The sequence below is a fragment of the Petralouisia sp. genome (assembly GCF_056822245.1).
The window spans coordinates 18,249-41,165 of the sequence record NZ_JBQIOP010000025.1; the positions used below are offsets into that span (position 1 = coordinate 18,249).

The following is a 22,917-nucleotide window of genomic DNA, read 5'->3' on the forward strand; positions in this document are numbered from 1 at the left end:
TTGTATTTCTATTTTTATTCTTGTTACAATAAACTTATCGAATATCCGAAGCAGCAAGGAGCACAAACCATGGACAATTTAAAAAAACTCAGACTGGAAAAGGGACTCACCCAACAGTCCCTTGCCGAGAAACTCAACATAGGCCAGCAATCTGTCTACAAATACGAACATCATATCACAGAACCCGATATTGATATGTTAAAAACCATTGCCGACTTCTTTGACGTGTCCGTGGACTATCTCATCGGCCATTCCTCCTGCCCCCATAAAATTGAAGAAGTCCATCCTACGGATTTAAACAATACAGAGCTTGCTCTCATTCAAAAATACCGCTCCCTCCCACCCTCTTCCAGAGAAGTATTTTTGCAGCTTTTAGATGAATTCCTGAAAAATAATACTTCCTGAATATATTTTAATGGCGGGACAAAGCGCAGGCAGAACCATCAGCATCCTGCGCTCCTGCTGCTTCAGTTCCATTATAGCATCCGCCATGGACACAATCTGTCCTTCTCACTTAATTTGTTAAAATTTTTTTACCAATTCCACATTCTCTCCCTGATACCGCAGCCACATATCAATTCCGCTGCCGAAAGTCTCTGCCCGAACCAGATAATTTCCATCCTCTTCTTTGATGATTTCCGCGGTGGGAAGTTTATCTAAAACGGACTCTATACTCTGCCCTTTATACCAGAATTCAATCCGCTGCAGCTTCCCGCCGTACATAAACTGAATTCGTTTCCGGTATTCCCCTTCCTCAAAGCGATCTTTGTATGGAATTTTAAAATATTCATCCAATACTTTTAGGCCGCAGATTCGATCGATACGGTAAATGGTGGGATACATGTCGTTTGCAACCTGGAATTCCTTCTCCCTGTCTATATTTTCAATATGAGCTGCCAGATAAAAATAGTATTCGGAAAACATAATGGCCAAGGGCTGCAGCTTCCTGGACACTTTCTGATTTCCTTTCAACTTTTCATATGTAATTTCAATGCATTTATGCTCATTAATTGCCTTTCCGATCTCCCACATTTTATCAATAAACACCTTTTTATGGTGAGGCTCAATGTAGTGCAGACGCTCATTTGCAATCAGCTCTTCCACTGTTTTCCGGTTTTCCGCAGGAACGCACCGTTTCAGCATCTTATCCAGCATCCCTGTCATTTCCGTCTTTGTAAATGCACGGCTCTCCAGTAAAATTTTTGTAATGGCCAGCGCTTCTTCATTGGAAAAACTCATCGTCTCCCACCGCTGCATCCGGTATCCCCGCTTGTCATAATCATAAATAATATCATTCTCCAATCCTTCCTCCACCATCTGCATTTTCAAAAAATCCCGGATATCCTCAATGTCCCGCTGAATGCTTTTTTCATTTACCCCAAAATTCACAGCCTCTTCTGCTTTGCAGATAATTTCTCCCTTCTGCAGACGTGCATATAAATCCAGGCTCCTGTATACTTTGTCTTTTTTCTCCATAAAAATCTCCCTGTCTCTGTTGTCTTTTCTTGTTCCTGTTCTGCCTGTCAATATCATTTCCCGCCTTATGATACAAAAACAGTGTCTTTTCCCGCCATACTACCACTATAACAATATTTTCGGATTTTTTCAAAACCTAATATAAAAAAACCGGCGATACGCCTAAACGGCGACGCCGGTTTTCTACTCTGTTCTGCCTGCCCGCCCTGTTATCCCGGCGGTTACATATCAATTCCCAACAGGCTTCTCTCCGTCTACACAAAATTATGCTCCAATTCAGAGACAAGCTGCTGCATTTCTCTCTTGGAAGTCACGTTTCTGGCAGCCTCAACCACCTGCTGCTTCTCTTCGTCGTCCATTTTCGCGTAGACGGACAATGCTTTTTCATTCAGCCCGAGCTGAAAGCTGAGGCCTATGGGCATATCATAGTTATGTTCCATTCCCTGCAACCCTTTCTTTCTGCGTTTAGAAGTAGTATAGACAAAAAATAAAATTTTATACCTCATATTATTTTTATCTGTCAAGCCTTAAAAAATTCCCATCATCTTCCCAACCCAGTAAACCAGCCCCAACGCCCAGCTGGTAAAAATCCCATACAGAATCACCGGCCCTGCAATGGTAAATATTTTGCATCCAATGCCAAATACCTGCCCCTCTGCTTGTGTCAAGTTAGAACCCATTAATTTTTGAAAAATTAAATATTTGTCTGCCCATTACGATTCTCTTCGCAAGCGATATATCCTTTTCTTATTTCTTCCTATCGCTTCCACATCATCCATTATAGAAAGTATTTCTCTCGTCCTCGCCATGCTCAAACCCAGCAATTCTGCGATATCTCTGGTTTTTGCTGTTTCATTCCCCTGTAAATACAATCTGATTTTTTCCTGATTATTCCTTGTTTTTATCGCTTGTTTTTTATCGCTTGTTTTTATCGCTTGTTTTTTATCGCTTGTTTTTATCGCTTGTTTTTTTATGAATTTTAAAGTCAGCGATGTCCTGTCCGGATCAAAATCTTCCTTTATGTCAGGCTCTTCCCACCCTTCGTCTTCCCATACGTTAAAAATATTAGGCACTCCGCTTCCCGCATGCTCGCCGATATCTATCAGATTAAACATTTTCATCAGACTCTTATTTCTTGGGTCGGATTTTCCTCCTCTGCGCATCTGCTCCTTCCCGAGTCTGATATAACCGGGATTCTCCAATATGACTTTATCGTCTTCTTTGATTATGAGAACACCATATTTCCCATAAAAGTCCGTATTGATGATACAGTTCGCCAATGCCTCCCTCAGCGCCCTGTGAACCGGCGTATCATCCACCCGAAAACCGCCCTCCATCCGAAATGGCACCTTGATATCCTTCGTAAGCTTATTGTATACACGAAAATAAAAGTCGAATACATTTCCCGACCATTCGCCAGACGATGATTGAAGCCTGTCCGTCCATCTGAGCACCGTATCCGGGTTCTCCCTGTAATCCAAAAAATAGTCCGGAAAATATCTCACAATGTCATACTCATTTCCAAACATAAGCATCCCGGCCGCCGTAGGATGAAGTTTTTTATCGTCTTTCGAAAAACCCGCTGCTCCAATCACTCTGAGATATTCCTTGTCATCCAGTCTCTCAAAAGGGTGTCCCGGCTTAAAGGATTTGTGGCTGTTGCGATAACCGCGGATGGAATCCTGATTCAGCTCCTCAATATCGGCCTCCTCAATCACTTCCATATCCATAGTTTCCTCTGCCTGATCCCTCAGCATTGTTTTTACCTGCAATCTGGTACAATGGTAATCTCCCTCCCAATTTCTGCGAAAAGTTCCTCCAAACAAGTCACCATTGATGTATACCGGCTTTTGCTCCCGCTTTGCGCCTGGCACCCAGATTACCATGATCACGTCATCTGCACCGGCCACTGAAAAAGTTTCCACATCATCGTCTTTCAAAAGGTTGATGCTCACCTTTTTACGATTGTTAATGGTATCCCAGAAATCTTTTTTCAATTTAGCCGCATTTTTCAGCCCGGTTGTATGCCAATTGCCTGATTTATCTTCTTTTACCCCAAGAATTATGACACCGCCATAGCAGTTGGCAAAAGCAGAATAGGTATCCCATAAGCTATTAGGAAGTCCGCCTTCTGCTTTTTTAACTTCCCTTCGGTTATCTTCTTTATAGGAATCAAATTTTGCCAGTTCAAATAATTCTTCCATACTTGCTCCTTAAAAAGTCAATTCAATATGACTAATTCTCTTTGTCAAAAAATTTCTATTCTTTCTGATATTCTTCTATATCCAATATATTATCTCCAAATTGAACCATCATATTTGCCTGAAGTCTGGCAGCTTCATTCACTGTCAGTAAATCCACTCTGCCATTGGGCATCGCATGCAAATCACTTATTCCTTCTATAGTAGTCAGACCTTCACAAAACAGCAGCTTACCGTTCATCACGCTATAGTGCATAATATTCATTCTCCGCTCAAATTCTTCCCTCGTATCGGGCGTATTCATTCTGGTAATTTCCAAATGATATCATCTCCTCTTTTCGCCTGTTCTATCATAGAAATACTACACGATTCGTTTGGTTATCAAGAAACATCCATTGTTTTTCTTTTTCCACTTTTTCAAGTTCTGCAAATGTCACCAATTTATAACCTGCCGGCAATCTCAATTTATCTCTGTTTATCCATCCGGATACGGAAAGAAACGTTGGCCATCCCGCCATATGCTTCTTCCAGCGCCGTTCACCGACTGATACCCTCTCTTTTATATCCTTACCGGATATCCCCATCAGCAATAATGTGCCATGATTCAATATGCGACTGCTTATATTCACGCCAAGCATACTTCCCGGATGTATATTCAGTGACAGTTCCTTGATATGCCCTGTATCCCCTTTCGTTTTCTCAAACGGATACATATTTGCATATGCAGCCTCGTGATTCTTTAAGGCAGCCATAACGCCATCTCTATCTCCCATACTCTCCGGCACTGCAAATGTCCGTAAAGTGAATATTTCTGTCATGCCATTTTCCAAATTAACAGCCTGGAACCCTGCCAGTAACATTTCCTGTCCATATACTATATTCAGTTTCTGGACATTGCGGCTATCAAAAATCTCCTTTATTATACAAAATAGTTTCCGATCCTGCAACGCTTGTATGTCTTTGATTGGAAAATGACAGTTGACCCGACGAATCGCATTCAGAAATTTTATCATCTGCAACTCATTGTTACAATGATAATCAAGTTTATTAATTTCCTCATACCATCTTCTTCTCCATGGATCGTTCCTCAGATTACCATTATGGTATCCTGCTGAAAGCCTTTCTCCATAAGCGGATAAGTCTTTCTGATATTTATCATCACCAAAAAGCTTCCACATAGCGTTTATACTTTCCTCTGAAGCATATTTACATACATGTCTCATATTCTCTGGAGGCATACACCTTTTTTCATCCAGTAAAATTTCTATATTTTCAGGAATCAAGGCCGGCTCTTCTTTTATCTGTTTTTCGGTTTCATTTGTCAGTGCTGCAGTCTCTCCTATCAATGCAGATTCCACTTGTTGACACTGCTTCTTCAACAAACTGCTCCTGCCACAATACGACTTTAATACCAAATACATATTTCCCCGCACTACCATCCACGGACATTTCAAGATCCTCTCTGCCAGATTTTCTCTTTTCTCCAATTCCTTCCTCAACGTCATGTTTCTGCTATCGGCTAATTTTACACACAGAGAAGAACAGATTTCTGCTGTTTCCAATTCTTCAAAAAAACTATACTCCACCATTTTATCTATCTCTTCCCCCACCTCACATACCAGCCAAGATAACATTTCCATACTCTTTTGGCTAATATATGGATTCGGCAATACTACAAACTGTAACAGCAATGCAAAAAATGCCTCTCTCTCTGATTCCACATGATATTTATCATTCTTATACCGTTCCTGCAGATTATCAGGAACTGTCATCATTTCCTGATAATGTCCCATAACTGCCTGATAACAGGCATTCGTTTCCTCTTCTGATAATCCTGCGGCTACAAGTTTTAATAACTCGTCCGCAATCTGCCATCTGGGCGTATATTTCGGCCAGATGATTTCCTCCCGCAGCACCCAAAGAGCGTTTGTGAAATTATCCGATATCTGAATAATTTTATGAATTGCCTGTTTCCCTTTTTCAGATGAACTTGAAGACCATACAGACCAGCCGCCTTTCTCCAATTCCCTTATGACTTCTTTATATTTGTCAGATGCACACCGATAATTACCGCGTTCCTCTTCCTTTTTTGCCTCCTCCCATAAATACTCAGCCTGCTTGTCAGAAGCAGTTGTCCCCCATGTTCCCGGCATTATAATTTCCTCATTTTCCTTTTGTTCCTTTATCAAAGCCGCGTCATCCGGGTTTCTCGTATCAATATCTCTTTTCCCTTCATCTGTTTTAAATTCTGGAACTTCTATGGATTTTTCTGTAACTTCTTCTATCATTTCAATGATAATATGATAATCTTTTTCATCCAGACAACTTTTATAAATCTGTAACAGATCTTCAAAATAATAGTCTCCCGTATCAAATAAAAGAATCTGCGCTATGCGTTCGATATATTTCTTTTTCTCTTTTCCGTTTCTGCTCAATATTTGTGCCTGAACTTCTGCATAATCCGCCATGTGCCTCCGTTCAACAAGCAAAAAAATCTCGCTGAATATCCATCGATAAATCTCCGGTACCCGTTCATCTGCTATTATCAAATAAACCAGCCTCTGAGGGAAAATGCAATTAGCTACGCGATAATTTCCAATCAAGCCATTTTTTCGATCCGTCGGCTCGTAGTCGCTAAAAACAGACGCCTGCCAATCTTCTGGAACCAGTTGGACTTGCACATACTTTAATACGGAATCATACTGCCTGCGTTTCCATAATATAGCTAATACATCTTCTTTTGTAGTTCGAATATACCGCTCAAACGTCATCCCTCCTGATGCAGCGTCAAGCGCCGCCATTACTTTATCCGTCAACTGTGGCCGAATCATATCTTCCTTCATGTTCTCCAGCAGTTGTTCCGCCAAGGTGAATTGTGCTTCTTTATACCACCATGGCCCCATGGAACTATGTAACATTTCCTGATATACCTGCCCTGCCAACTCCACACATCCGGAACGTTCCATCAGATCAACCACTTGAAGCAGCCATGCCGTCCTTTCATATCGATTAGCAACTTTCATCAAAATATCCGAATAAATTTTTTTCAAAATGGAAACAGGAGCTTCTTCATTTGGCGTCCACTTTAAAAACGCTTTGGCAATACTTATCATAATCCGAAAATAAGATTCATAGTAAACTCCAAATTGGTCATCCGATTTTTGCAGAATAAATTCCATAAACCAATTCATATCTTCCGGATATAGGATAAGAAAAAACTGGCCGACATATATCATTAAGAATTCCATACTATGTTCCGGTATCTGATAAGCATCCCGAAAGCTTGTCCTCATATCAAACGAAAACATATCCTCCATCAGAAATCTTTTCATCCATTCTGCCGCTTCATGCTCCTTCCCCTTCAATCCGCACCCATAACAACTGCCGACAAAACGTATACCATCAGCCAGCATCTCTTCCCAATGCCCTTTCCACTCCCCCTGATTCCATCCATATTGAAATCTTTCTCCGCAAAACCCTTTGCTGCGATACAACTGAAATAAATAATAAATCTTTTGAGAAGAAACCTCTGCTCCATTTTCATCACGGATGCTTTTCACGTCCCATTGCTCTGCCAGACATAATTTGTCTATTGGAACTTTAGCCGCATATTCGCGTCTTATCATAACAGCATCCATATAGGCATTTGTATACAATTCATTCCACTCATACGAATCCGCATTCGTTAAGATTGCATCCAAAAGTTTTTCAAATGATTTCTCCCTTTTATCCAGCAAATTTGTCATATTTGCTGTTCCCGCAACAGTCAGCAGCCATGTATCAAAAAAAGCCTGGTTCATGCTTAGGCCATATTCCTCCATTCTGTCTTCTGTCACAGTTTCCCCCGTGCTCCATAAGCTATAATCGGAAGACGCCTGAAGAAAAGCACTTTCTGACACTTCATCTAATTCTGAAGAAAAGATTAGTTGATTGAAAAGTTTCAATTTTTTCACATAAAAATGATAGTCTTCACCCTCATCTGCATAAGCCAATAACTGATACCCTCTTATCAGATAAGTAATCTCCTCTGCCGAAACAGCATTTCTATCCTGCAATTTTCTCATAAAGGAAGCTTCCATCTGCTGAAACAGCTCTTCTGCACAGTCTTTTCTTCCCTTCTCAACCATACGTGCAAGGCATACAAACAAACTCTCAGAATCTGCCATAAAGCAATGATTACGATACAAATAATGGATTGCCTTTTTCGGACGGTTCAACGCTATTTCCGCCAAAGCCGCCTGCGTGGCAAATCGTGCAAACATATCGTTATATCTGATTTCTGTACGCTGCATGAGCAGCAGTTTATCAATCAACTGCGCCATATTCCCCTGCGAACAGCACAATTCCAAAACCTTGTGCATATCATAGAACATTTCTTCGATCTCCACATCAAACAATGCGCATTGATCCACCCACTTCTGATTACAGCTTATGACACATTCTTTCTTGTCCTGATTACTGCCGCATGATAAATGGTATAACTTCTGTGTCACGCCATATTCCGTTTCCTGATGCGCTTTACAATATTCAGCAAATGTATGATGTATAGATTCCTGAAGGTATCCTGTTTTTTCTACCACATACCGTTGAAAAGAAGTGTGGAAAAAGGAAAGCCTTTCCCCCTGCTGTAATAGACTTCCCATTTTATTAAGCGCTAAATCAAATGCCGCCCTTTTTTCCTGCGGAACCATTTCCAGAAAGTTTTGTCTTTCTACAGATTTTCTAAAAGCCGAAAGATATGCAATACAAGAAATCTGGTCCTCCTCCCGCATCATCTCAAACCAGCGAAAATCATAATATGTACGGATGCTTCCTCCATAAACAGGTATTTTCCGAATGAAGGATTGTACCTCTTCAACCTTATCCATATTCTTAACAGTTTCAATAAGGTAGCGAAGGTAAAGCGGATGCCCTTCTGCTTTTTCGGTCAATTCATCTACATTTTCCTGTATCCCCGACACTTTCAGCGTTTTCAGCAGAAAATCCCGAACCTGAATATTGTTCAAATATGGCAATTCAAATATCTGATTCTCCTGGATATCATTTCTGATTACCCCGGGAAGAATCTGTTCATCTGTGACTGTAAAAACTATGTGCAGATATTCTAACTTCATTCCTGCAAAATAAGAACAAAACGCTTCAAACATATATGGCGCATCTAACACAAATTCATCCAAACCGTCAATACAGATCAAACCATGCTTCCCTTCTGATTTCATTGCCTGATTCAGCATATCAAATATACTTCGAGCGCTTTTCAGGCGCTTTCCGTAAGAGGAAGCATGTTCAATTTCCACTCTTCCCTTTCCGAATTTGACAGCCATGTCACAAATCCATTCATATAATGCCTCCTCGCTCTTACGATAAATTGGCGAATACGCATCATCTGACCTTCGAATAAAATATTTTCCCAGAATATATAACCGATTGTCTCCACTCAGCAATTCTGTCCACACAGTTTTACCTGTTCCGTTTCTTCCCTTTACAATGATAATTCCATTCACGGCGCCATCCATAATCAGTGACCTGATTGCGGATCTGGGATAAGGATTTTGTATATATTTCTCATGATCAGAAATATCCGGCATATTTGAAACGCAACTCGGCTCCTGCATCCCCTCTAAATCCAGGCATCTCTCTAATTCAGCCTTATACTTATGAAACTCTATCATTTCCAATTGCCTGGCATCCTGATACGTACAAATCCCGACAGCTTTTCCATCAATAACAACCGGAGCGCCTGAGAGACCTGAATAGCTCTCCAAAGCCCCTTCCATGACCTCCAAATCTATATTGTATTCTGCCATCTGAAATCCATCATGCGCATTCAAAACTTTCCCTGCAATATAGCTTCCCCGCGACATATTCTCTCCTGGATAACCATAAGTACAGAATGAACTTCCGACCAAGACCCCGCTAAAATTACATTGCATTATTACATCTTCCAACCAGGCATCTGCCTTTACCGATAATATGCAAAGATCTGTATCCGGCTGCTTTTCCTGAAGCTTCACTTCGTATTGATGCACTGTTTCATCAATTTCCATAAAAGCAGCCTCTAATACAGATTGCTTTTCTACTACATGGGCTGCAGTTATAATTCTGCCGTTTCCTATATAAAAACCTGTTCCCAAAGTACCTTCACAATTACGAATTACACAAATCCCCTTTTTCATATCTGTCATTCTGCTTCTCCTCAATCATAGCTTGTTTCATGCTGCCTATATCCTAATTGACTGACCGGCTATATCAATAAATTCAAAATCATAATACTGATGAATTTTCTCCTGATCCATCCATAAAATATGTTCATTTCTATTTGTTATAAATATTTTCTTGCTTCTTTCTGGATGCTCTGAAAATAACAATGCCAAGGTTCTTTTCGATGGTCTCTTATTCCCTGTGCCTGCAGAAATCAGATAGTTTTTACTACCAAACCGTCTCAAAAAATTTTTTGAGAGATTTCTTTCACTTCCATGATGAGACAGTTTGATGAAATCCATCTCCATTTCTTCATTTCCATACCATTCTCTCAGTATTTTCTGACAAACGCCTATATTGGCATCCCCTAGAAATAACATCCTCTTTTTTCCCACTTGCAAAAGAAATGCAATAGAACTGCTGTTTTCATATGTATAATCATAACTTATACGACTGTCGGCCAGTTTTTCTATCCCCTTTTTATCAGGACTTGGCTGTTCAATCATATGGGCAATTTCCTCATATTCTTTTTCATTTAAAATATATTGAAATGATTCATATGCACTGCGAATAAGAGTATTATCTTTTAAGTCCATTCTCCTATTCATGCGTTCTAAGTATTTCTCCCATTCCTGATTCATAGCCACAAGTTGGTTAAATCCAGGCGATACAAAACGAATGCTAATATGCTCCCCTATCTCAATCTGATCCGACTGATTTATGATAACTTTCTCCGGCCACGCCCCACATCCGCCATTCCAATTGTATCTGCCGTCTAACAACAATTTTGATATGCATAGTTCTTCCTGTAATGTTATTCTTTTTCCTCTAATGCATTTCGACAGGACTGCTGCTCTCCGCGCACATATTCCCTGATAAATTAATTTTTCCCTGTCATCACAAGCTTGCTCTTGGTAATGTTGCAGCTTCAGCCCCAAAAATCCGTTATATAAAACATTTCTTATTGGTATTACCTTTGCAGCATCTGAACTTCCATTTTCTTTCAATAAGGGAATTGCTCCGCCAATATGATCCGAATGAACATGCGTCAAAATCAGATAATCTATCATCTTACCATTCTGAGCCATGTTCAATAATTTTTTTCGTATATATTTCTGGTAAGTTACATAGTTTCCACAATCAATCAGCAAATTTATTTCCTTTTTTCCATCTTTGACTGTAACCAAAAAACTGTCACCCTCACCTGCTTGAAACACATATATCTCCACTTGGATCATAGAAATCCTTCTAACCCCTTTCAATCTCTTCAAAAACGCTTTCATCAAATAACATCCTCTGCTAATCCATCTCACTGATTTATTCTAATCATTATATCAGATTTAAAAAGAATTTCCCATGATTAGCTTCAATGTTTCCTAAATCTGACAAAAAAGTCCCTGGGATACCTGCAAAGCAAATATCCTCGGGACAAGCTCCTTTATATACATCATCAGCAAAAATTTTGCTCCAACCCTTCCACAATCCGATGCTTCTCCAATTTGGTGGTCACATTCCTTGCCGCCTCTATTACCTGACGTTTTTCCTCATCATTCAATTTGCCATACGCATCCATCGCTTTAGAGTTCATCCCAAGCTGGAAACTAAAACCCATAGGCATGTCAACCTTGTTTTCCATTTGTCCAGCCATTTATATCCCTTTCTTTTTTACAGAATATCAAAAGAATTTCATTTTCCTGTCTTTAAAAAATCCCCATCAGCTGCCCGAGCCAGTAAATCAGCCCCAGCGCCCAGCTTGTAAAAATGCCGTACAGAATCACCGGTCCTGCAATGGTAAATATTTTGCATCCAATGCCAAATACCTGCCCCTCCTTCTGAAATTCAATGGCAGGCGCCGCCACAGAATTGGCAAACCCTGTAATGGGCACCAGAGCCCCTGCGCCGCCCCAGTTGGCAATTGAGGGATAAATATTAAAGCCTGTTAAAAGCACGCTCAGCAGTACCAGGAGCATGCTGCACCAGCTTCCCGCCGCATCCTTATCCAGTTCAAAGGTATTCACCGCAACATTCAGGATGAACTGTCCCAGGATACAGATGATCCCCCCTGTAAGAAATGCTTTCACCATATTTGCCGGAAGGGAATGAGTGGGAGTCACCTGCTTCACATAATCATTATATTCCTGATTTTTCTTTTCTTTCTGTTCCATGGTTTCCTGTGCCATAACTGACCTTCCTTTCCTCTGATTTACATTTTGTGCATATGATTTGCATAAAAATACAACGCGCCCAACGCCTTGCCCAAAGCCATAAAAAACAGCATAAGGCTTAATCCTTCTTTAATACCAAACCGCCGGAACATAATGGGAAATGTGTTGAGAATTTCCGCCAGAGCCACAGCCAGGCATCCGGTAAATATTCCGGCCGACAGCCCAAATACTATGACAGCCCCGATTCCCAGAGGCGCCGAAACAGGAAACAGGGAAAAAATATTTCCCACTGCGCCGCCTAAAATCACCGCATTCTCATAGGCAACAATATCTTTTGCGGTACGGCTTTTCCCAATAATTCTGGGAACCACTCCGATAGAAATAATAAAGCTGAACACCCCTGCCGCAATTGCAGAACCGCTTGCCAGTCCGATAAACCCCAAAAACACCTGTTTAATCCACATCATTACTGGTTCCTTTTCTTCCACAGTTTTCTATAAATGTGGCGTCCACATCTTTTTCATAGGTGCGCATTTCCACCTGAATGGGGGTTGGATCGTGAGTAATTTTCTTATGTCCCACATGATTGAAAAATATCGTAATCCCCAAAAACAGCCCGATAGAATAACAGATTTCCAATACGGTAAATCCGCTGGATTCTGTGCCCATCACCTGCTGGTAAAAGTCCGCAAACACTTCCCCTACGCCCACATCATTGTTAAATGTCATAATGGTAAATGCGGAGCCGAAAAAAATCAGCACGCATAATACTGCCGTTTTCAGGTACAGCAGCCATTTGGGCTCCTGTTTCGGCTCATATTCCAGGACAAAATCCTTTTCCCCGATATTCTGGACGTCCACATTGGGAAATTCCTGTCCAATCAATTCAATAATTTTCATCACAGAAAAAACTTCCACCTGCTTTTTCTTCCGGCTCTGGTTGGCCGGCGTATGAAACGTATATACCTTCAGGGTTTTTAATTTGTGAATCAGCGGCTGATTGGTGGAAGTAATCTTCGCAATATCCTTCAATGTCACAGAAGGCTCCCTGACCAGCACATTCTGCTCTATTTTCAGATATACGGTGTCTGAACTTGCCATACAAGAGTTCCCTCCGTCACCGTGGTCTGTTTTTCCACGTAATTCACATAATAGAAAATTCCTCCTGCAATGGTAAGAATCACAACTGCCAGAAGGCAAATTCGGTAAATGGCGCTACGACTATGATTCATATTCTCACATCCTTTTTCCATCTTTGGAAGTAGTATGCCATCTTATCCAGAATTTATTCATTGGGAAAAAGAAAATTAAATGTGGTAATCAACATGGAAAACATGTATAATAAAAGAAAAAGAAGGTGATTTCATGGACGCGTTAAACAATGAACTGATTTACACAATTGAAGATATTTACTCCCTGCCCGAGGGAAAGCGGGCCGAACTGATTGACGGGCAGCTTTACTATATGGCGCCTCCCGGCAGGACGCATCAGCATTTGGTAAGCAAACTGAATCAAATTATTTCCAACCATATTGATTCAAACGGCGGAAACTGTGAAGTATTCCCCGCCCCATTTGCCGTATTTCTGAACAAAGACAGCGCCAATTACGTGGAACCGGATCTTTCTGTCATTTGCGATACTTCCAAACTGGATGAAAAGGGCTGCCACGGTGCTCCGGACTGGGTCATTGAGATCGTTTCCCCCAGCAGCAAATCCCGGGATTATATGGTGAAACTTTTAAAATACTGCACCGCCGGGGTTCGGGAATACTGGATCGTAGATCCGGACAAAAAAATGGTATCCGTATATCAGATCGAACAGGAGCTGGTGGAGCAATATTCTTTCGGACAAGACATTCCGGTGGGAATCTGGGAGAATTTCTCAATTAACATTTCGTAAATATTTATTATATGTACTACTCCGGCAGTTCCATATCAGCAATTCTTAAAACCAAATATCCGCCAGAGCATAAAATACAAAAAGCACGCCGTAACGTTTTCATCTCCGCAGCGGCATGCTTTTTTGCTGTCACCGAATCCGCTTTCGCATTCCCAACAGAATCCGCTTTTCCAGTCTGCTGACCTGCACCTGGCTGATGCCCAGTTCCCCGGCTACCTGAGTCTGGGTTTTATCTTTAAAATACCGAAGCTCAATCAGCCGTCTTTCCATATCTCCAAGTTCTGAAAGAAGCTGCTCCAACACCATATGGTTCAGCAGCGCTTCATGGCTGTCTCCTTTCTGGGGAATCCGGTCAGCCAGACAGGATTCTTTGCCTGACTCAGGCTGATACGTTTTATCAATGGATTCCACCTCACCGTTTGCCTCCAGAGCCATCACAATTTCCTCTCGGGGAAATCCGGTTTCATCTGAAATTTCCTGTAATGTGGGCTCATGTCCAAGCTCTGCCAGAAGTTTTTCTCTGGCCTGCCTGACTTTTGCGCCGTTTTCTTTCAGGCTCCTGCTGACCTTAATCATGCCGTCGTCCCGCAGAAACCGCCGGATCTCCCCGGTAATCATAGGCACCGCATAGGTGGAAAATTTCACTTCAAAAGACAGATCAAACTTGTCTATGGCTTTCATCAGTCCAATGCTTCCCACCTGAAATAAATCCTCCAGTTCATAGCCCCTGTTGGCAAACCTATGTACAATACTCCAGACCAGTCCCATATTTTTCTGGATCAGCTGTTCTCTGGCCTCTGCATTTCCCTGCTGCGCCTGTTTTAACAAATCGCGCATAACATCCTATCCTTTCCCAATGGTTTTGCGCATGGTAACGCAGGTTCCCTGGCCTGGCTCTGAAACCACCTCCACCTCGTCCATAAAAGCCTCCATAAAAGCAAATCCCATCCCGGACCGTTCCAGCTCCGGCTTGGTGGTAAACAAGGGTTCCCTGGCCTGTGCCACATCCCGGATTCCCTTTCCGGTATCCACCACGGAGATTTCCACCTGCTGCTCTCCGGTACTGCACTGAATCCAGATACTTCCCTCCTTCTGCTCATATCCGTGGATAATACAGTTGGTCACTGCTTCACTGACGGCTGTTTTAATGTCTGCCAGCTCGTCCACTGTGGGATTCAGTTCTGCCACAAATGCCCCCACTGTAATTCTGGCAAAGCCTTCATTCATTGAAGACGCCAGAAATTCCATTTTCATTTCATTCCTTATCTGTTCCATAGAATCCTCCTTATTTCTCTTCCTGTTCCACTTCCATAATTTTCTGCAGACCAGACAGCCTGAAAATCCGCTGTATCTGCCGGTTCAAATGCACTGCCCTGACATATCCGCCGGAAAAGCGCACGTTTTTACATCTTCCGATTACCACCCCGATGCCGGAGCTGTCCATAAAACAGGTATCGGAAAAATCAAATACCAGACTGCGCACCGGATATTTCAGAATCAGCCCGTCTGCTTCCTCCTTCAAAACTTCCGCCTGATGGTGATCCAGTTCTCTGGGCATCCGGATCACAAGGCATCCATACTCTTTTTCAAATCTGTGCTCCATAATTCTCCTTCCTTTCCGCTGCAGTGGAATAATTGTTTTTCTTAATGCAACTGCCCCACAAAAAAAGACGCCTTCTGCATTAAGACGTCTTTTGTATCATTCTTATATTTTATTTTACACTGTCACTGGGGAGGCTGCTGCTGCGCCGCCATTTCATCCAAATACTGCTGCGACCGTCTGGCCCGTGAAGTACCGGGATGAAGCTCCACCATTCTCTGATAGTATTTCTGGGCATTTGCCGTATCCCCGGTCTGACGGTAAGACTGGGCAAGATAATAAATGGCATATCCGTCATTATAATCTTCCTCTGCCTGCACTACCTTTTCCAGTCCTGTGATGGCTTCCGGAAAACGATTTCCCCGGTAATCCTGCTCTGCCTGCGCATAAACGGCATTGATATACTGCTCATTCACCTGGGTATTTAAACTGTCATATATTGCCTTGGCCTGACCTTTCAGTAATTTGGAATCCACATTGGCAATGGTGTCTCCTGCCCCCTGAATATTCTGTTGGGCAAATGCATCGTAGGCCACAATCAGCTGTTCATAACTGTCCACAATTTTCTGGGCATCCTTGGAATCATTTTTCTGATCCTTAATCTGCTTCTCCAGATCCTCAATCTGGTTTTGCAGACTCTTAATTTCCTGGTTGCGGGTAGTTAAGGAATCATTTGCTTCCAGTTCTGCCTTCTTTGCCTGGGATACCGCATTCTGCTTAATTCCGGGTATTACCAGAAAACAGGTAATCAGCACTCCGATTCCCACGCCAATCACCAGATTCAGAATCGTCATTACCGCCGAATTATCTTTAAAATTTGCAGGCTGTATAATGGTATCATTGCCGCTCTGATAAGAAGCGGACTCTTCCTTCTCCTTACGCCCCAGCTTTGAGTGGTTTTCCTGCAGGTGGATGTTTACCTCCCGCAGATACCGGAGGGTAGTGCCGTTATTGGTATCAATCTCCGCAGCGGCCCACAGCTCTTTTCTGGCCAGTTCATATTTGCCCTCTTCCATATACAGCAAGGCAAGAAGCTGATATCCTTTCACCAGTCCCGGATTCATGGAAAGCACCTTTTTTAACTGTATAATGGCGAGATCTTTGCTGTCCTGCTGACAGTATAAAAGGGCCTGGTTGTATTTTTTAATGGTCTGATTCACTGCATTCAGCTGAGAACGGTTGGACTGTATCTCTTCCAGATATTTTTCCGCCGGATTTCCCTTAGGCTCCAGGCTGCGGCTCAATACCCACTCGCTTAAAGCATCCACCACTTCGCCCATTTCATAATAAATCAGTCCAAGCAGATTTCTCGCCTGTGTATTCGCTTTGTAATACTGCAGGCTCTTCCGAAGGGACTGGATGGCGCCGGACAAATCCCTCACCTTTGCTCTCTCCAATCCATCGTTGTACAATGCATTGGATACACGAATAATTTTATTATAAGAATCCATAGAGTTCCTTTCTTAATTCTAAAAATAGTTCCTTATCTCCGCTGTTTTGCTTCCCTGAGAATCTCCTGCATGATATCCGTCATATCAGTCAAATCCCTGTCATATATGGCATCCTCCGCCTCTTCCACTTCCAGGCTCGGTTTAAATTTCTTCAATTCTTCCTCAAAGTTAATCATTCTGCATACCTCCTGTTATCTGCTCCAGTTCTCCGATAAGATACAAAGACCCTGCACAGAAAAGCTTCTGTCCCGGCTTTTTAACAGCCAGGGCATATTCAAACGCCTGTTTCCTGTCCTCTATTTCCACAATCATCCCATGGCTGTTTCCGGCAAATTCCCGAAATGCATGGCCCAATGTCCTGCAGTCTGTTCCCCGGGTTCCCGGAACAGTTGTAATTACAATTTTCTCCCAGTTTCCTTCCGTCAAAAGCAGCCGGGCGGTATTCATATAATCTTTCTCTTTTACCATGGAAAAAAGCAAAACAGCAGATTCTTTCGTAATCTGCCTCACCGCTTCCAAAAATCGTTCAATTCCCGACAGATTGTGGGCCCCGTCAAAATACACATCCTGCTGCACTTTCTGCATTCTGCCCTTCCATCTTACCCCGGCCATGCCGGTTCTGACTGCTTTTTCAGAAATCCCTTCTGCCTCTTTCAAGCATTCCAGCGCTTTCAGCGCCACCGCCGCATTTCCGGCCTGATAAGGCGCCCCGAAAGGAATGGAAAGTTCAGTAACATCATAACCAGAATCATAAGAAAAATCAATCTTTTTTCCTGTGTTTAATAAAATTTTTATTTTCTCCGGCCTGACCGGATGCCTGGGACAATGAAGAAAATCCGCCCTTTTTTCAATTACGGATACGGCTTTCGGCACAGAAGCGTCATACACCACCGGAACCCCCGGCTTTAAAATTCCCGCCTTTTCCGCTGCGATTTTTTCCAGAGTGTCACCCAGAATTTCCGTATGCTCCAGACTGATGGAAGTAATCACCGTAAGCAGCGGATGAGCCACGATATTTGTGGCGTCCAGCCTTCCTCCCATCCCTGTTTCCAACACGGCATATTCTATCTCATGCTCTGCAAAAATCACCATGCCCACTGCAAATACATACTCAAAAAAAGTAGGATGGGGCAGTCCCTCCTGCACCATCATAGACGCTGCCGCCTCTGCCTGTTCTGCCGCCTGTACAATCTCCTGTTTTCTGCAGGGCGTTCCATCGATCTGAAACCGCTCCTCAATCTCCACCAGATGGGGAGAAGTAAAAAGACCGGTTTTCTTCCCGGCTGCTTTCAGAACACTGGCCAGAAAGGCGCATACGCTGCCCTTTCCGTTGCTTCCCGCCACATGAATAATCTGAAATCTGTTCTGGGGATTGCCCAGTCTCCTTAAGAATTCCCTGGTGTGATCCAATGTATTTTTACTGGTAAACTTTGGAAGCTCCAGGAGTTCCTTTACCGTTTCTTCATAAGACTTCATCTGATTGCACCTCTTTATACTCCACCCATTATAATATAGCCTATCCATGAAATCCAGATATTTTTTCCATATTTCAAAATTTTCGTGCGACAATTTTCGCAGGCCGCGTCTCTACGCGGCCTCCTGGCCTATAATATCCGTACCCTCATGCTCTCTGCCGACAGATAAAGCAGGTATCCTATACCCTAATACTCTCTGCCGACAGATAAAGCAGCCATCTCCTTCACGAAATGACTGCTTCAGGCTTATATATATTCTTTTCTCAAACTCAAAAGACATCAGAGAGAGCACATAATAATCTTATCCATCTGCCTGATGAATTCCAAACGGATCTGCTCTTCCTTCACATGCACTTCCAGGTCGTCAATTTCAACCCGGACGCCCGGATAGACATGGCCGTTGACCCGAATGCTTCCGCCCTTGGCCCGTTCTAACTGATCTTCTAACTTCTCCAGTTCTGCCGTGTCCTCCGCCAGTAATGCGGTATCCCGAATCTTTACCCGCAAAAGATCCGTTCTTCTGGGATCATTCTTTAAATCCTTCAGGATCTTCAAACCATCCTCAATCTTCTGAAGATTGGCCTTTTCCACTTCAATCTTATTGCGCAGCACGCCGATCCGCCGTCTGACAGAGGAATCATTGCCGATTCTCACCTGGGTTCTGACTTCTCCGTCGCTGCCTAAAGTATGTACCACAATTCCCTGAATGGCTCCTACTTCTCCGCCGACAATGCTTGCTTTCTTTCCATCCAGAATAATATTCTCACCGCAGGATACCTGGCAGTTCAGAAATACATCTGCCTGAATGGAACCATTGGCATGTACTCTGGTATATTCAAAAAATTTAGCTGAAATATTTCCTCTTGTGGTAATCACTGCTCTGGAAGCTCCCATTACGCCGCTTCTTAACACAATGTCCTTGCCTGCTTCAATCTTAGCGCCTTCCACCACGCCGTCCACGGTAATGGTTCCGGTGGCCTTCACAGACACGCCGCTGCAGATTCCGCCGTGGATGATAACATCTCCCCTGAAATCAATATTTCCTATGGAAAGATCCACATCCCCGCTTACCTCATATACCGGCAGGATTGTGATACGCTCATTGTTCATCTCAATCTTGCCGTCCATCTGCGAAACATAACTGAGACCGTCTTCCGAACGTTCAAAGCCCTTGCCCCGCAGAGGAACCAGATCTCTTCCCCGCTTGGCCAGTACCGGCCTGCCCTTCACCGTCATTCCGTCCTTGCCGGGGATTGACTTATGGTATACTGCAATCTCCTGGCCTTCCGTCACAATCTCTACCATCTTAATACTCCAGTAGTCTACGGAACCGTCCGGGCGCACCTTTGGTTTCTTGCTGAAATTCACATCAAACTTGTACTCATAGTAACCGTTCACTCCGTCCCTGGGAGTATCTCCCTGGGCAATAAGCACTTCCCGATTGTACATTTTTCTCTCTATTATCTGCGGAATCTTATCTTCCTGAATCCCATGCACCACACCGCTTTTTTGCAATGCTTCTCTGATATCACTTTCTTCATATGTTTCCAATACGGGATCCGGTAAGTATAGATACGCCTGCATGTTGTCATGACTGACTCTTACCTGCGGTTCATTCTTCGTTAAAGCTGTCATTACAGATTCCCCCTTGCCTGGAATTTATAGCGAAATAAAGTTATATATACTATAATAACAATTTTTGCGTCTTATTTCAACATATTTATTCAAAATACAGGGATAAATATTTCCCAGGAATTATTCTCTATGGCATCTGCGATAAACGTTCCTGAACCTGCGCCATCATTTTTTCATATTTTTCCAGTTTTTCCTTTTCTTCCTGCACTTTGGCTTTTGGCGCCTTGCTGATAAATTTCTCATTGGCAAGCATTCCTCTGGAACGGGAAAGTTCTTTGGCAAGCCGCTCCTTTTCCTTGAGAAGCCGTTCTTTTTCCTTTTCAAAATCCACCAAATCTTCCAGCGGCAGATATACGGCAGCCCCCGGGATAACCACGGAAACAGCGTCTTTTCCGATTCCGTCCCTGTTCTGCTGCACCTTTATCTCACTGGCGCCGGCCAGGGTGCGGTAAGCCTCCTGCATGGCCTGGAATGTACTGCCCAGAAACTCCTCCTCTGTTACAATAAATACCTTCGCTTTTTTGCTTGGGGGAACTTCCATTTCTGCCCTTGTGTTGCGGATTCCCTTAACCAGATCTTTTACATGCTCCACAGCCTCTTCTGCTTCCGGGAAGTCCCAGTCTTTTCTGTACTCCGGCCACCGGGACAGCATAATTGTCTCCTCTTCTTCCTGAAGGGTGCAGAAAATTTCCTCTGTAATAAATGGCATATAGGGATGCAGCAATTTTAACGCCTGAATCAGAACAGTCTTAAGCGTCCACATGGCCACCCGGGCGGATTCCGGATTTTCTTCTTTCTTAAAGGTTCTCGTCTTGGAGATTTCGATATACCAGTCACAGAATTCATCCCAGATAAAATCATAAACTTTCTGAACAGCAATTCCCAGTTCAAATTTATCCATATTTTCCGTTACGTCTTTTGCAAGCCGGTTCACCTTTGACAGTATCCAGCGATCCTCCGTTGCCAGTTCCGACAGGGCCGGTTCTGCCAGAGTTCCCTCCTCCAGATTCATCATAATAAACCGGGACGCATTCCATATTTTATTTGCAAAGTTTCTGGAAGATTCCACCCGCTCCCAATAGAAACGCATGTCATTCCCCGGCGCATTTCCGGTAATCAGCGTCAGACGCAGCGCATCTGCGCCGTATTTCTCAATCACCTCCAGGGGATCTATTCCATTTCCCAGGGATTTGCTCATTTTCCGTCCCTGGGAATCCCGGATCAGCCCGTGGAACAGCACTGTATGGAACGGCTTCTCTCCCATCTGCTCATAGCCGGAAAAAATCATCCGGATCACCCAGAAGAAAATAATGTCATAGCCGGTAACCAACACATCATTGGGGTAGAAATAGTCTAATTCTTCCGTCCGATCCGGCCAGCCCAGAGTGGAAAAAGGCCAAAGGGCAGAAGAAAACCAGGTATCCAGGGTATCTTCATCCTGCGTCATATGGGTGCAGCCGCATTTGGGGCATGTTCCGGGATTTTCCTTTGCAACGATCAGTTCTTTGCAGTCCGCACAGTAATAAGCCGGTATCCTGTGTCCCCACCAGAGCTGACGGGAAATACACCAGTCACGGATATTGTCAGTCCAGTTAAAATATATTTTCTCCATCCGCTCCGGCAGCAGGGTAACGTTCCCGTTTTTCACTGCCTTTACAGCCGGCTGAATCAATTCGTCCATTTTTACAAACCACTGCTGTTTTACCATAGGCTCCACTGTGGCTCTGCAGCGGTCATGGGTTCCCACATTATGGGAATGGGGCACAACTTTTACCAGAAGTCCCTGCTCTTCCAGTTCCTTCACCATCTGTTTTCTGGCTTCGTAGCGGTCCATTCCCTGATATTTTCCGCCGTTTTTGTTGATAGTGGCATCGTCGTTCAACACATTAATTTCCGGCAGGTTATGGCGTTTGCCCACTTCAAAGTCATTGGGGTCATGGGCCGGGGTAATCTTTACGCAGCCAGTTCCGAATTCCTTATCCACATAATGGTCAGCCACCACCGGAATCTCACGTCCCACCAACGGAAGAACCAGGGTTTTGCCTATAATATCCTGATACCGTTCATCCTCAGGATTGACTGCCACTGCAGTGTCTCCCAGCAGCGTTTCCGGCCTTGTAGTGGCGATTTCCACGAATCTTCCCGCTTCTCCCTTTACCGGATAATTAATATGCCAGAAAAAGCCGTCCTGTTCCTCATGCTCCACTTCCGCGTCAGAAATAGAAGTCTTGCACACCGGACACCAGTTTACAATCCGGGAGCCCTTATAAATCAGGCCCTTTTCATATAATTTGATAAACACCTCCTGTACGGCCCCGGAGCATCCCTCGTCCATGGTAAAACGTTCTCTGTCCCAGTCTGCGGAGGAGCCCATTTTCTTTAACTGCTTTACAATCTTTCCGCCGTATTCTTCCTTCCATTCCCAGACTTTTTCCAAAAAACCTTCCCGGCCCAGGTCTTTCTTGTCAATTCCCTGCGCCTTCAGCGATCCAATCACCTTTACCTCCGTGGAAATGGACGCGTGATCCGTTCCCGGCTGCCACAGCGCATTGTAGCCCTGCATCCGCTTGTAACGGATTAAAATATCCTGCATGGTGTTATCCAGGGCATGGCCCATGTGGAGCTGCCCGGTGATATTGGGCGGGGGCATCACAATGGTAAAAGGTTTTTTGCTTTTATCCACCTTTGCATGGAAATATTTATTCTCTTCCCAGTTCTGATAGAGCCGGTCTTCGATGGATTTGGGATCATAAGTTTTAGCTAATTCTTTGCTCATAATTGTTCTCCTTTTCCAAAAAATAACGCCCTTTACCA

At 43.3% G+C, this 22,917-nt stretch carries 21 protein-coding genes and 1 pseudogene; 2 read left to right on the plus strand and 20 right to left on the minus strand.

Annotated elements, in window-relative coordinates; all coding sequences use genetic code 11:
• Nucleotides 1-69: 69 nt before the first annotated feature.
• A complete protein-coding gene (locus ACTO17_RS11250) occupies nt 70-405 on the plus strand; it encodes a helix-turn-helix domain-containing protein (RefSeq protein WP_172539283.1) in 336 nt (111 codons plus the stop codon).
• A 117-nt stretch (nt 406-522) separates the two neighbouring features.
• On the opposite strand, the gene ACTO17_RS11255 is transcribed toward ACTO17_RS11250, so the two are convergent.
• The 12 genes and pseudogenes from ACTO17_RS11255 to ACTO17_RS11310 form a co-directional block, all read right to left on the minus strand.
• Nucleotides 523-1,476, minus strand: a complete 954-nt coding sequence (locus ACTO17_RS11255; RefSeq protein ID WP_482558007.1) for a helix-turn-helix transcriptional regulator — start codon at nt 1,474-1,476, stop codon at nt 523-525.
• A gap of 254 nt (nt 1,477-1,730) precedes the next feature.
• On the minus strand, nt 1,731-1,916 hold the full coding sequence (locus ACTO17_RS11260; RefSeq protein ID WP_172539285.1) for a hypothetical protein: 186 nt from the start codon (nt 1,914-1,916) through the stop codon (nt 1,731-1,733).
• Nucleotides 1,917-2,003: 87 nt separating this feature from the next.
• Nucleotides 2,004-2,135, minus strand: a pseudogene (locus ACTO17_RS11265) (SpoVA/SpoVAEb family sporulation membrane protein); the annotation flags it as partial.
• 54 nt (nt 2,136-2,189) lie between these two features.
• Nucleotides 2,190-3,680, minus strand: coding sequence for an RNA/DNA-binding domain-containing protein (locus ACTO17_RS11270; RefSeq protein WP_482558008.1), 1,491 nt, complete (start codon nt 3,678-3,680; stop codon nt 2,190-2,192).
• 55 nt (nt 3,681-3,735) lie between these two features.
• Nucleotides 3,736-3,996: an AVAST type 1 anti-phage system protein Avs1c gene (gene avs1c / locus ACTO17_RS11275; RefSeq protein ID WP_482558009.1), complete on the minus strand. Its 261-nt coding sequence runs from the start codon at nt 3,994-3,996 to the stop codon at nt 3,736-3,738.
• A 31-nt stretch (nt 3,997-4,027) separates the two neighbouring features.
• Nucleotides 4,028-9,862: a S1 family peptidase gene (locus ACTO17_RS11280; protein ID WP_482558010.1), complete on the minus strand. Its 5,835-nt coding sequence runs from the start codon at nt 9,860-9,862 to the stop codon at nt 4,028-4,030.
• 36 nt (nt 9,863-9,898) lie between these two features.
• A complete protein-coding gene (locus ACTO17_RS11285) occupies nt 9,899-11,161 on the minus strand; it encodes a ComEC/Rec2 family competence protein (RefSeq protein ID WP_482558011.1) in 1,263 nt (420 codons plus the stop codon).
• A 167-nt stretch (nt 11,162-11,328) separates the two neighbouring features.
• Nucleotides 11,329-11,526 carry a hypothetical protein gene (locus ACTO17_RS11290; RefSeq protein WP_172536638.1) on the minus strand — a complete coding sequence of 66 codons (198 nt, stop codon included), beginning with the start codon at nt 11,524-11,526 and terminating at the stop codon, nt 11,329-11,331.
• A gap of 52 nt (nt 11,527-11,578) precedes the next feature.
• Nucleotides 11,579-12,058 (minus strand): SpoVA/SpoVAEb family sporulation membrane protein, encoded by a 480-nt coding sequence (locus tag ACTO17_RS11295; RefSeq protein WP_482558012.1) that lies wholly within the window; start codon nt 12,056-12,058, stop codon nt 11,579-11,581.
• A gap of 23 nt (nt 12,059-12,081) precedes the next feature.
• Nucleotides 12,082-12,510: a stage V sporulation protein AB gene (locus ACTO17_RS11300; protein WP_482558013.1), complete on the minus strand. Its 429-nt coding sequence runs from the start codon at nt 12,508-12,510 to the stop codon at nt 12,082-12,084.
• Entirely contained in the window at nt 12,497-13,144 is a 648-nt protein-coding gene (locus tag ACTO17_RS11305; protein ID WP_482558014.1) for a stage V sporulation protein AA, read from the minus strand. Before ACTO17_RS11305 ends, ACTO17_RS11300 begins: the two co-directional genes overlap by 14 nt.
• The gene (locus tag ACTO17_RS11310; protein ID WP_172539324.1) at nt 13,117-13,275 is read right to left on the minus strand and encodes a hypothetical protein; all 159 of its coding nucleotides are present in this window, start codon (nt 13,273-13,275) and stop codon (nt 13,117-13,119) included. The genes ACTO17_RS11305 and ACTO17_RS11310 overlap by 28 nt, the downstream gene beginning before the upstream one ends.
• Nucleotides 13,276-13,408: 133 nt before the next feature.
• Here ACTO17_RS11310 and ACTO17_RS11315 point away from each other — a divergent pair, with 133 nt between their 5' ends.
• Nucleotides 13,409-13,942 carry a Uma2 family endonuclease gene (locus ACTO17_RS11315; RefSeq protein ID WP_482558015.1) on the plus strand — a complete coding sequence of 178 codons (534 nt, stop codon included), beginning with the start codon at nt 13,409-13,411 and terminating at the stop codon, nt 13,940-13,942.
• A 129-nt stretch (nt 13,943-14,071) separates the two neighbouring features.
• Here ACTO17_RS11315 and ACTO17_RS11320 read toward each other — a convergent pair whose 3' ends face one another.
• The 8 genes from ACTO17_RS11320 to ACTO17_RS11355 form a co-directional block, all read right to left on the minus strand.
• Nucleotides 14,072-14,779: a SigF/SigG family RNA polymerase sporulation sigma factor gene (locus ACTO17_RS11320; RefSeq protein ID WP_482558016.1), complete on the minus strand. Its 708-nt coding sequence runs from the start codon at nt 14,777-14,779 to the stop codon at nt 14,072-14,074.
• Between the two features lie 6 nt (nt 14,780-14,785).
• Nucleotides 14,786-15,217 carry an anti-sigma F factor gene (spoIIAB, locus tag ACTO17_RS11325; protein ID WP_482558017.1) on the minus strand — a complete coding sequence of 144 codons (432 nt, stop codon included), beginning with the start codon at nt 15,215-15,217 and terminating at the stop codon, nt 14,786-14,788.
• Between the two features lie 10 nt (nt 15,218-15,227).
• Nucleotides 15,228-15,545, minus strand: a complete 318-nt coding sequence (locus tag ACTO17_RS11330; protein WP_172538415.1) for an STAS domain-containing protein — start codon at nt 15,543-15,545, stop codon at nt 15,228-15,230.
• A 122-nt stretch (nt 15,546-15,667) separates the two neighbouring features.
• Entirely contained in the window at nt 15,668-16,993 is a 1,326-nt protein-coding gene (locus ACTO17_RS11335; protein WP_482558018.1) for a tetratricopeptide repeat protein, read from the minus strand.
• A gap of 32 nt (nt 16,994-17,025) precedes the next feature.
• On the minus strand, nt 17,026-17,169 hold the full coding sequence (locus ACTO17_RS11340) for a hypothetical protein (RefSeq protein WP_172535273.1): 144 nt from the start codon (nt 17,167-17,169) through the stop codon (nt 17,026-17,028).
• Nucleotides 17,162-18,469, minus strand: coding sequence for a bifunctional folylpolyglutamate synthase/dihydrofolate synthase (locus ACTO17_RS11345; RefSeq protein ID WP_482558019.1), 1,308 nt, complete (start codon nt 18,467-18,469; stop codon nt 17,162-17,164). Before ACTO17_RS11345 ends, ACTO17_RS11340 begins: the two co-directional genes overlap by 8 nt.
• A 278-nt stretch (nt 18,470-18,747) precedes the next feature.
• The gene (locus tag ACTO17_RS11350) at nt 18,748-20,103 is read right to left on the minus strand and encodes a flagellar assembly protein A (protein ID WP_172535271.1); all 1,356 of its coding nucleotides are present in this window, start codon (nt 20,101-20,103) and stop codon (nt 18,748-18,750) included.
• A gap of 127 nt (nt 20,104-20,230) precedes the next feature.
• Nucleotides 20,231-22,879, minus strand: coding sequence for a valine--tRNA ligase (locus ACTO17_RS11355; RefSeq protein ID WP_482558020.1), 2,649 nt, complete (start codon nt 22,877-22,879; stop codon nt 20,231-20,233).
• Nucleotides 22,880-22,917 lie beyond the last annotated feature (38 nt).

Bases quoted from the DNA above. Each gene is read 5' to 3' on its own strand.
- ACTO17_RS11250 (WP_172539283.1), top strand. From the start codon at position 70: ATGGACAATTTAAAAAAACTCAGACTGGAAAAGGGACTCACCCAACAG.
- ACTO17_RS11255 (WP_482558007.1), bottom strand. From the start codon at position 1,476: ATGGAGAAAAAAGACAAAGTATACAGGAGCCTGGATTTATATGCACGT.
- ACTO17_RS11260 (WP_172539285.1), bottom strand. From the start codon at position 1,916: ATGGAACATAACTATGATATGCCCATAGGCCTCAGCTTTCAGCTCGGG.
- ACTO17_RS11270 (WP_482558008.1), bottom strand. From the start codon at position 3,680: ATGGAAGAATTATTTGAACTGGCAAAATTTGATTCCTATAAAGAAGAT.
- ACTO17_RS11280 (WP_482558010.1), bottom strand. From the start codon at position 9,862: ATGACAGATATGAAAAAGGGGATTTGTGTAATTCGTAATTGTGAAGGT.
- ACTO17_RS11285 (WP_482558011.1), bottom strand. From the start codon at position 11,161: ATGAAAGCGTTTTTGAAGAGATTGAAAGGGGTTAGAAGGATTTCTATG.
- ACTO17_RS11290 (WP_172536638.1), bottom strand. From the start codon at position 11,526: ATGGCTGGACAAATGGAAAACAAGGTTGACATGCCTATGGGTTTTAGT.
- ACTO17_RS11295 (WP_482558012.1), bottom strand. From the start codon at position 12,058: ATGGCACAGGAAACCATGGAACAGAAAGAAAAGAAAAATCAGGAATAT.
- ACTO17_RS11300 (WP_482558013.1), bottom strand. From the start codon at position 12,510: ATGATGTGGATTAAACAGGTGTTTTTGGGGTTTATCGGACTGGCAAGC.
- ACTO17_RS11305 (WP_482558014.1), bottom strand. From the start codon at position 13,144: ATGGCAAGTTCAGACACCGTATATCTGAAAATAGAGCAGAATGTGCTG.
- ACTO17_RS11310 (WP_172539324.1), bottom strand. From the start codon at position 13,275: ATGAATCATAGTCGTAGCGCCATTTACCGAATTTGCCTTCTGGCAGTT.
- ACTO17_RS11315 (WP_482558015.1), top strand. From the start codon at position 13,409: ATGGACGCGTTAAACAATGAACTGATTTACACAATTGAAGATATTTAC.
- ACTO17_RS11320 (WP_482558016.1), bottom strand. From the start codon at position 14,779: ATGCGCGATTTGTTAAAACAGGCGCAGCAGGGAAATGCAGAGGCCAGA.
- spoIIAB (WP_482558017.1), bottom strand. From the start codon at position 15,217: ATGGAACAGATAAGGAATGAAATGAAAATGGAATTTCTGGCGTCTTCA.
- ACTO17_RS11330 (WP_172538415.1), bottom strand. From the start codon at position 15,545: ATGGAGCACAGATTTGAAAAAGAGTATGGATGCCTTGTGATCCGGATG.
- ACTO17_RS11335 (WP_482558018.1), bottom strand. From the start codon at position 16,993: ATGGATTCTTATAATAAAATTATTCGTGTATCCAATGCATTGTACAAC.
- ACTO17_RS11340 (WP_172535273.1), bottom strand. From the start codon at position 17,169: ATGATTAACTTTGAGGAAGAATTGAAGAAATTTAAACCGAGCCTGGAA.
- ACTO17_RS11345 (WP_482558019.1), bottom strand. From the start codon at position 18,469: ATGAAGTCTTATGAAGAAACGGTAAAGGAACTCCTGGAGCTTCCAAAG.
- ACTO17_RS11350 (WP_172535271.1), bottom strand. From the start codon at position 20,103: ATGACAGCTTTAACGAAGAATGAACCGCAGGTAAGAGTCAGTCATGAC.
- ACTO17_RS11355 (WP_482558020.1), bottom strand. From the start codon at position 22,879: ATGAGCAAAGAATTAGCTAAAACTTATGATCCCAAATCCATCGAAGAC.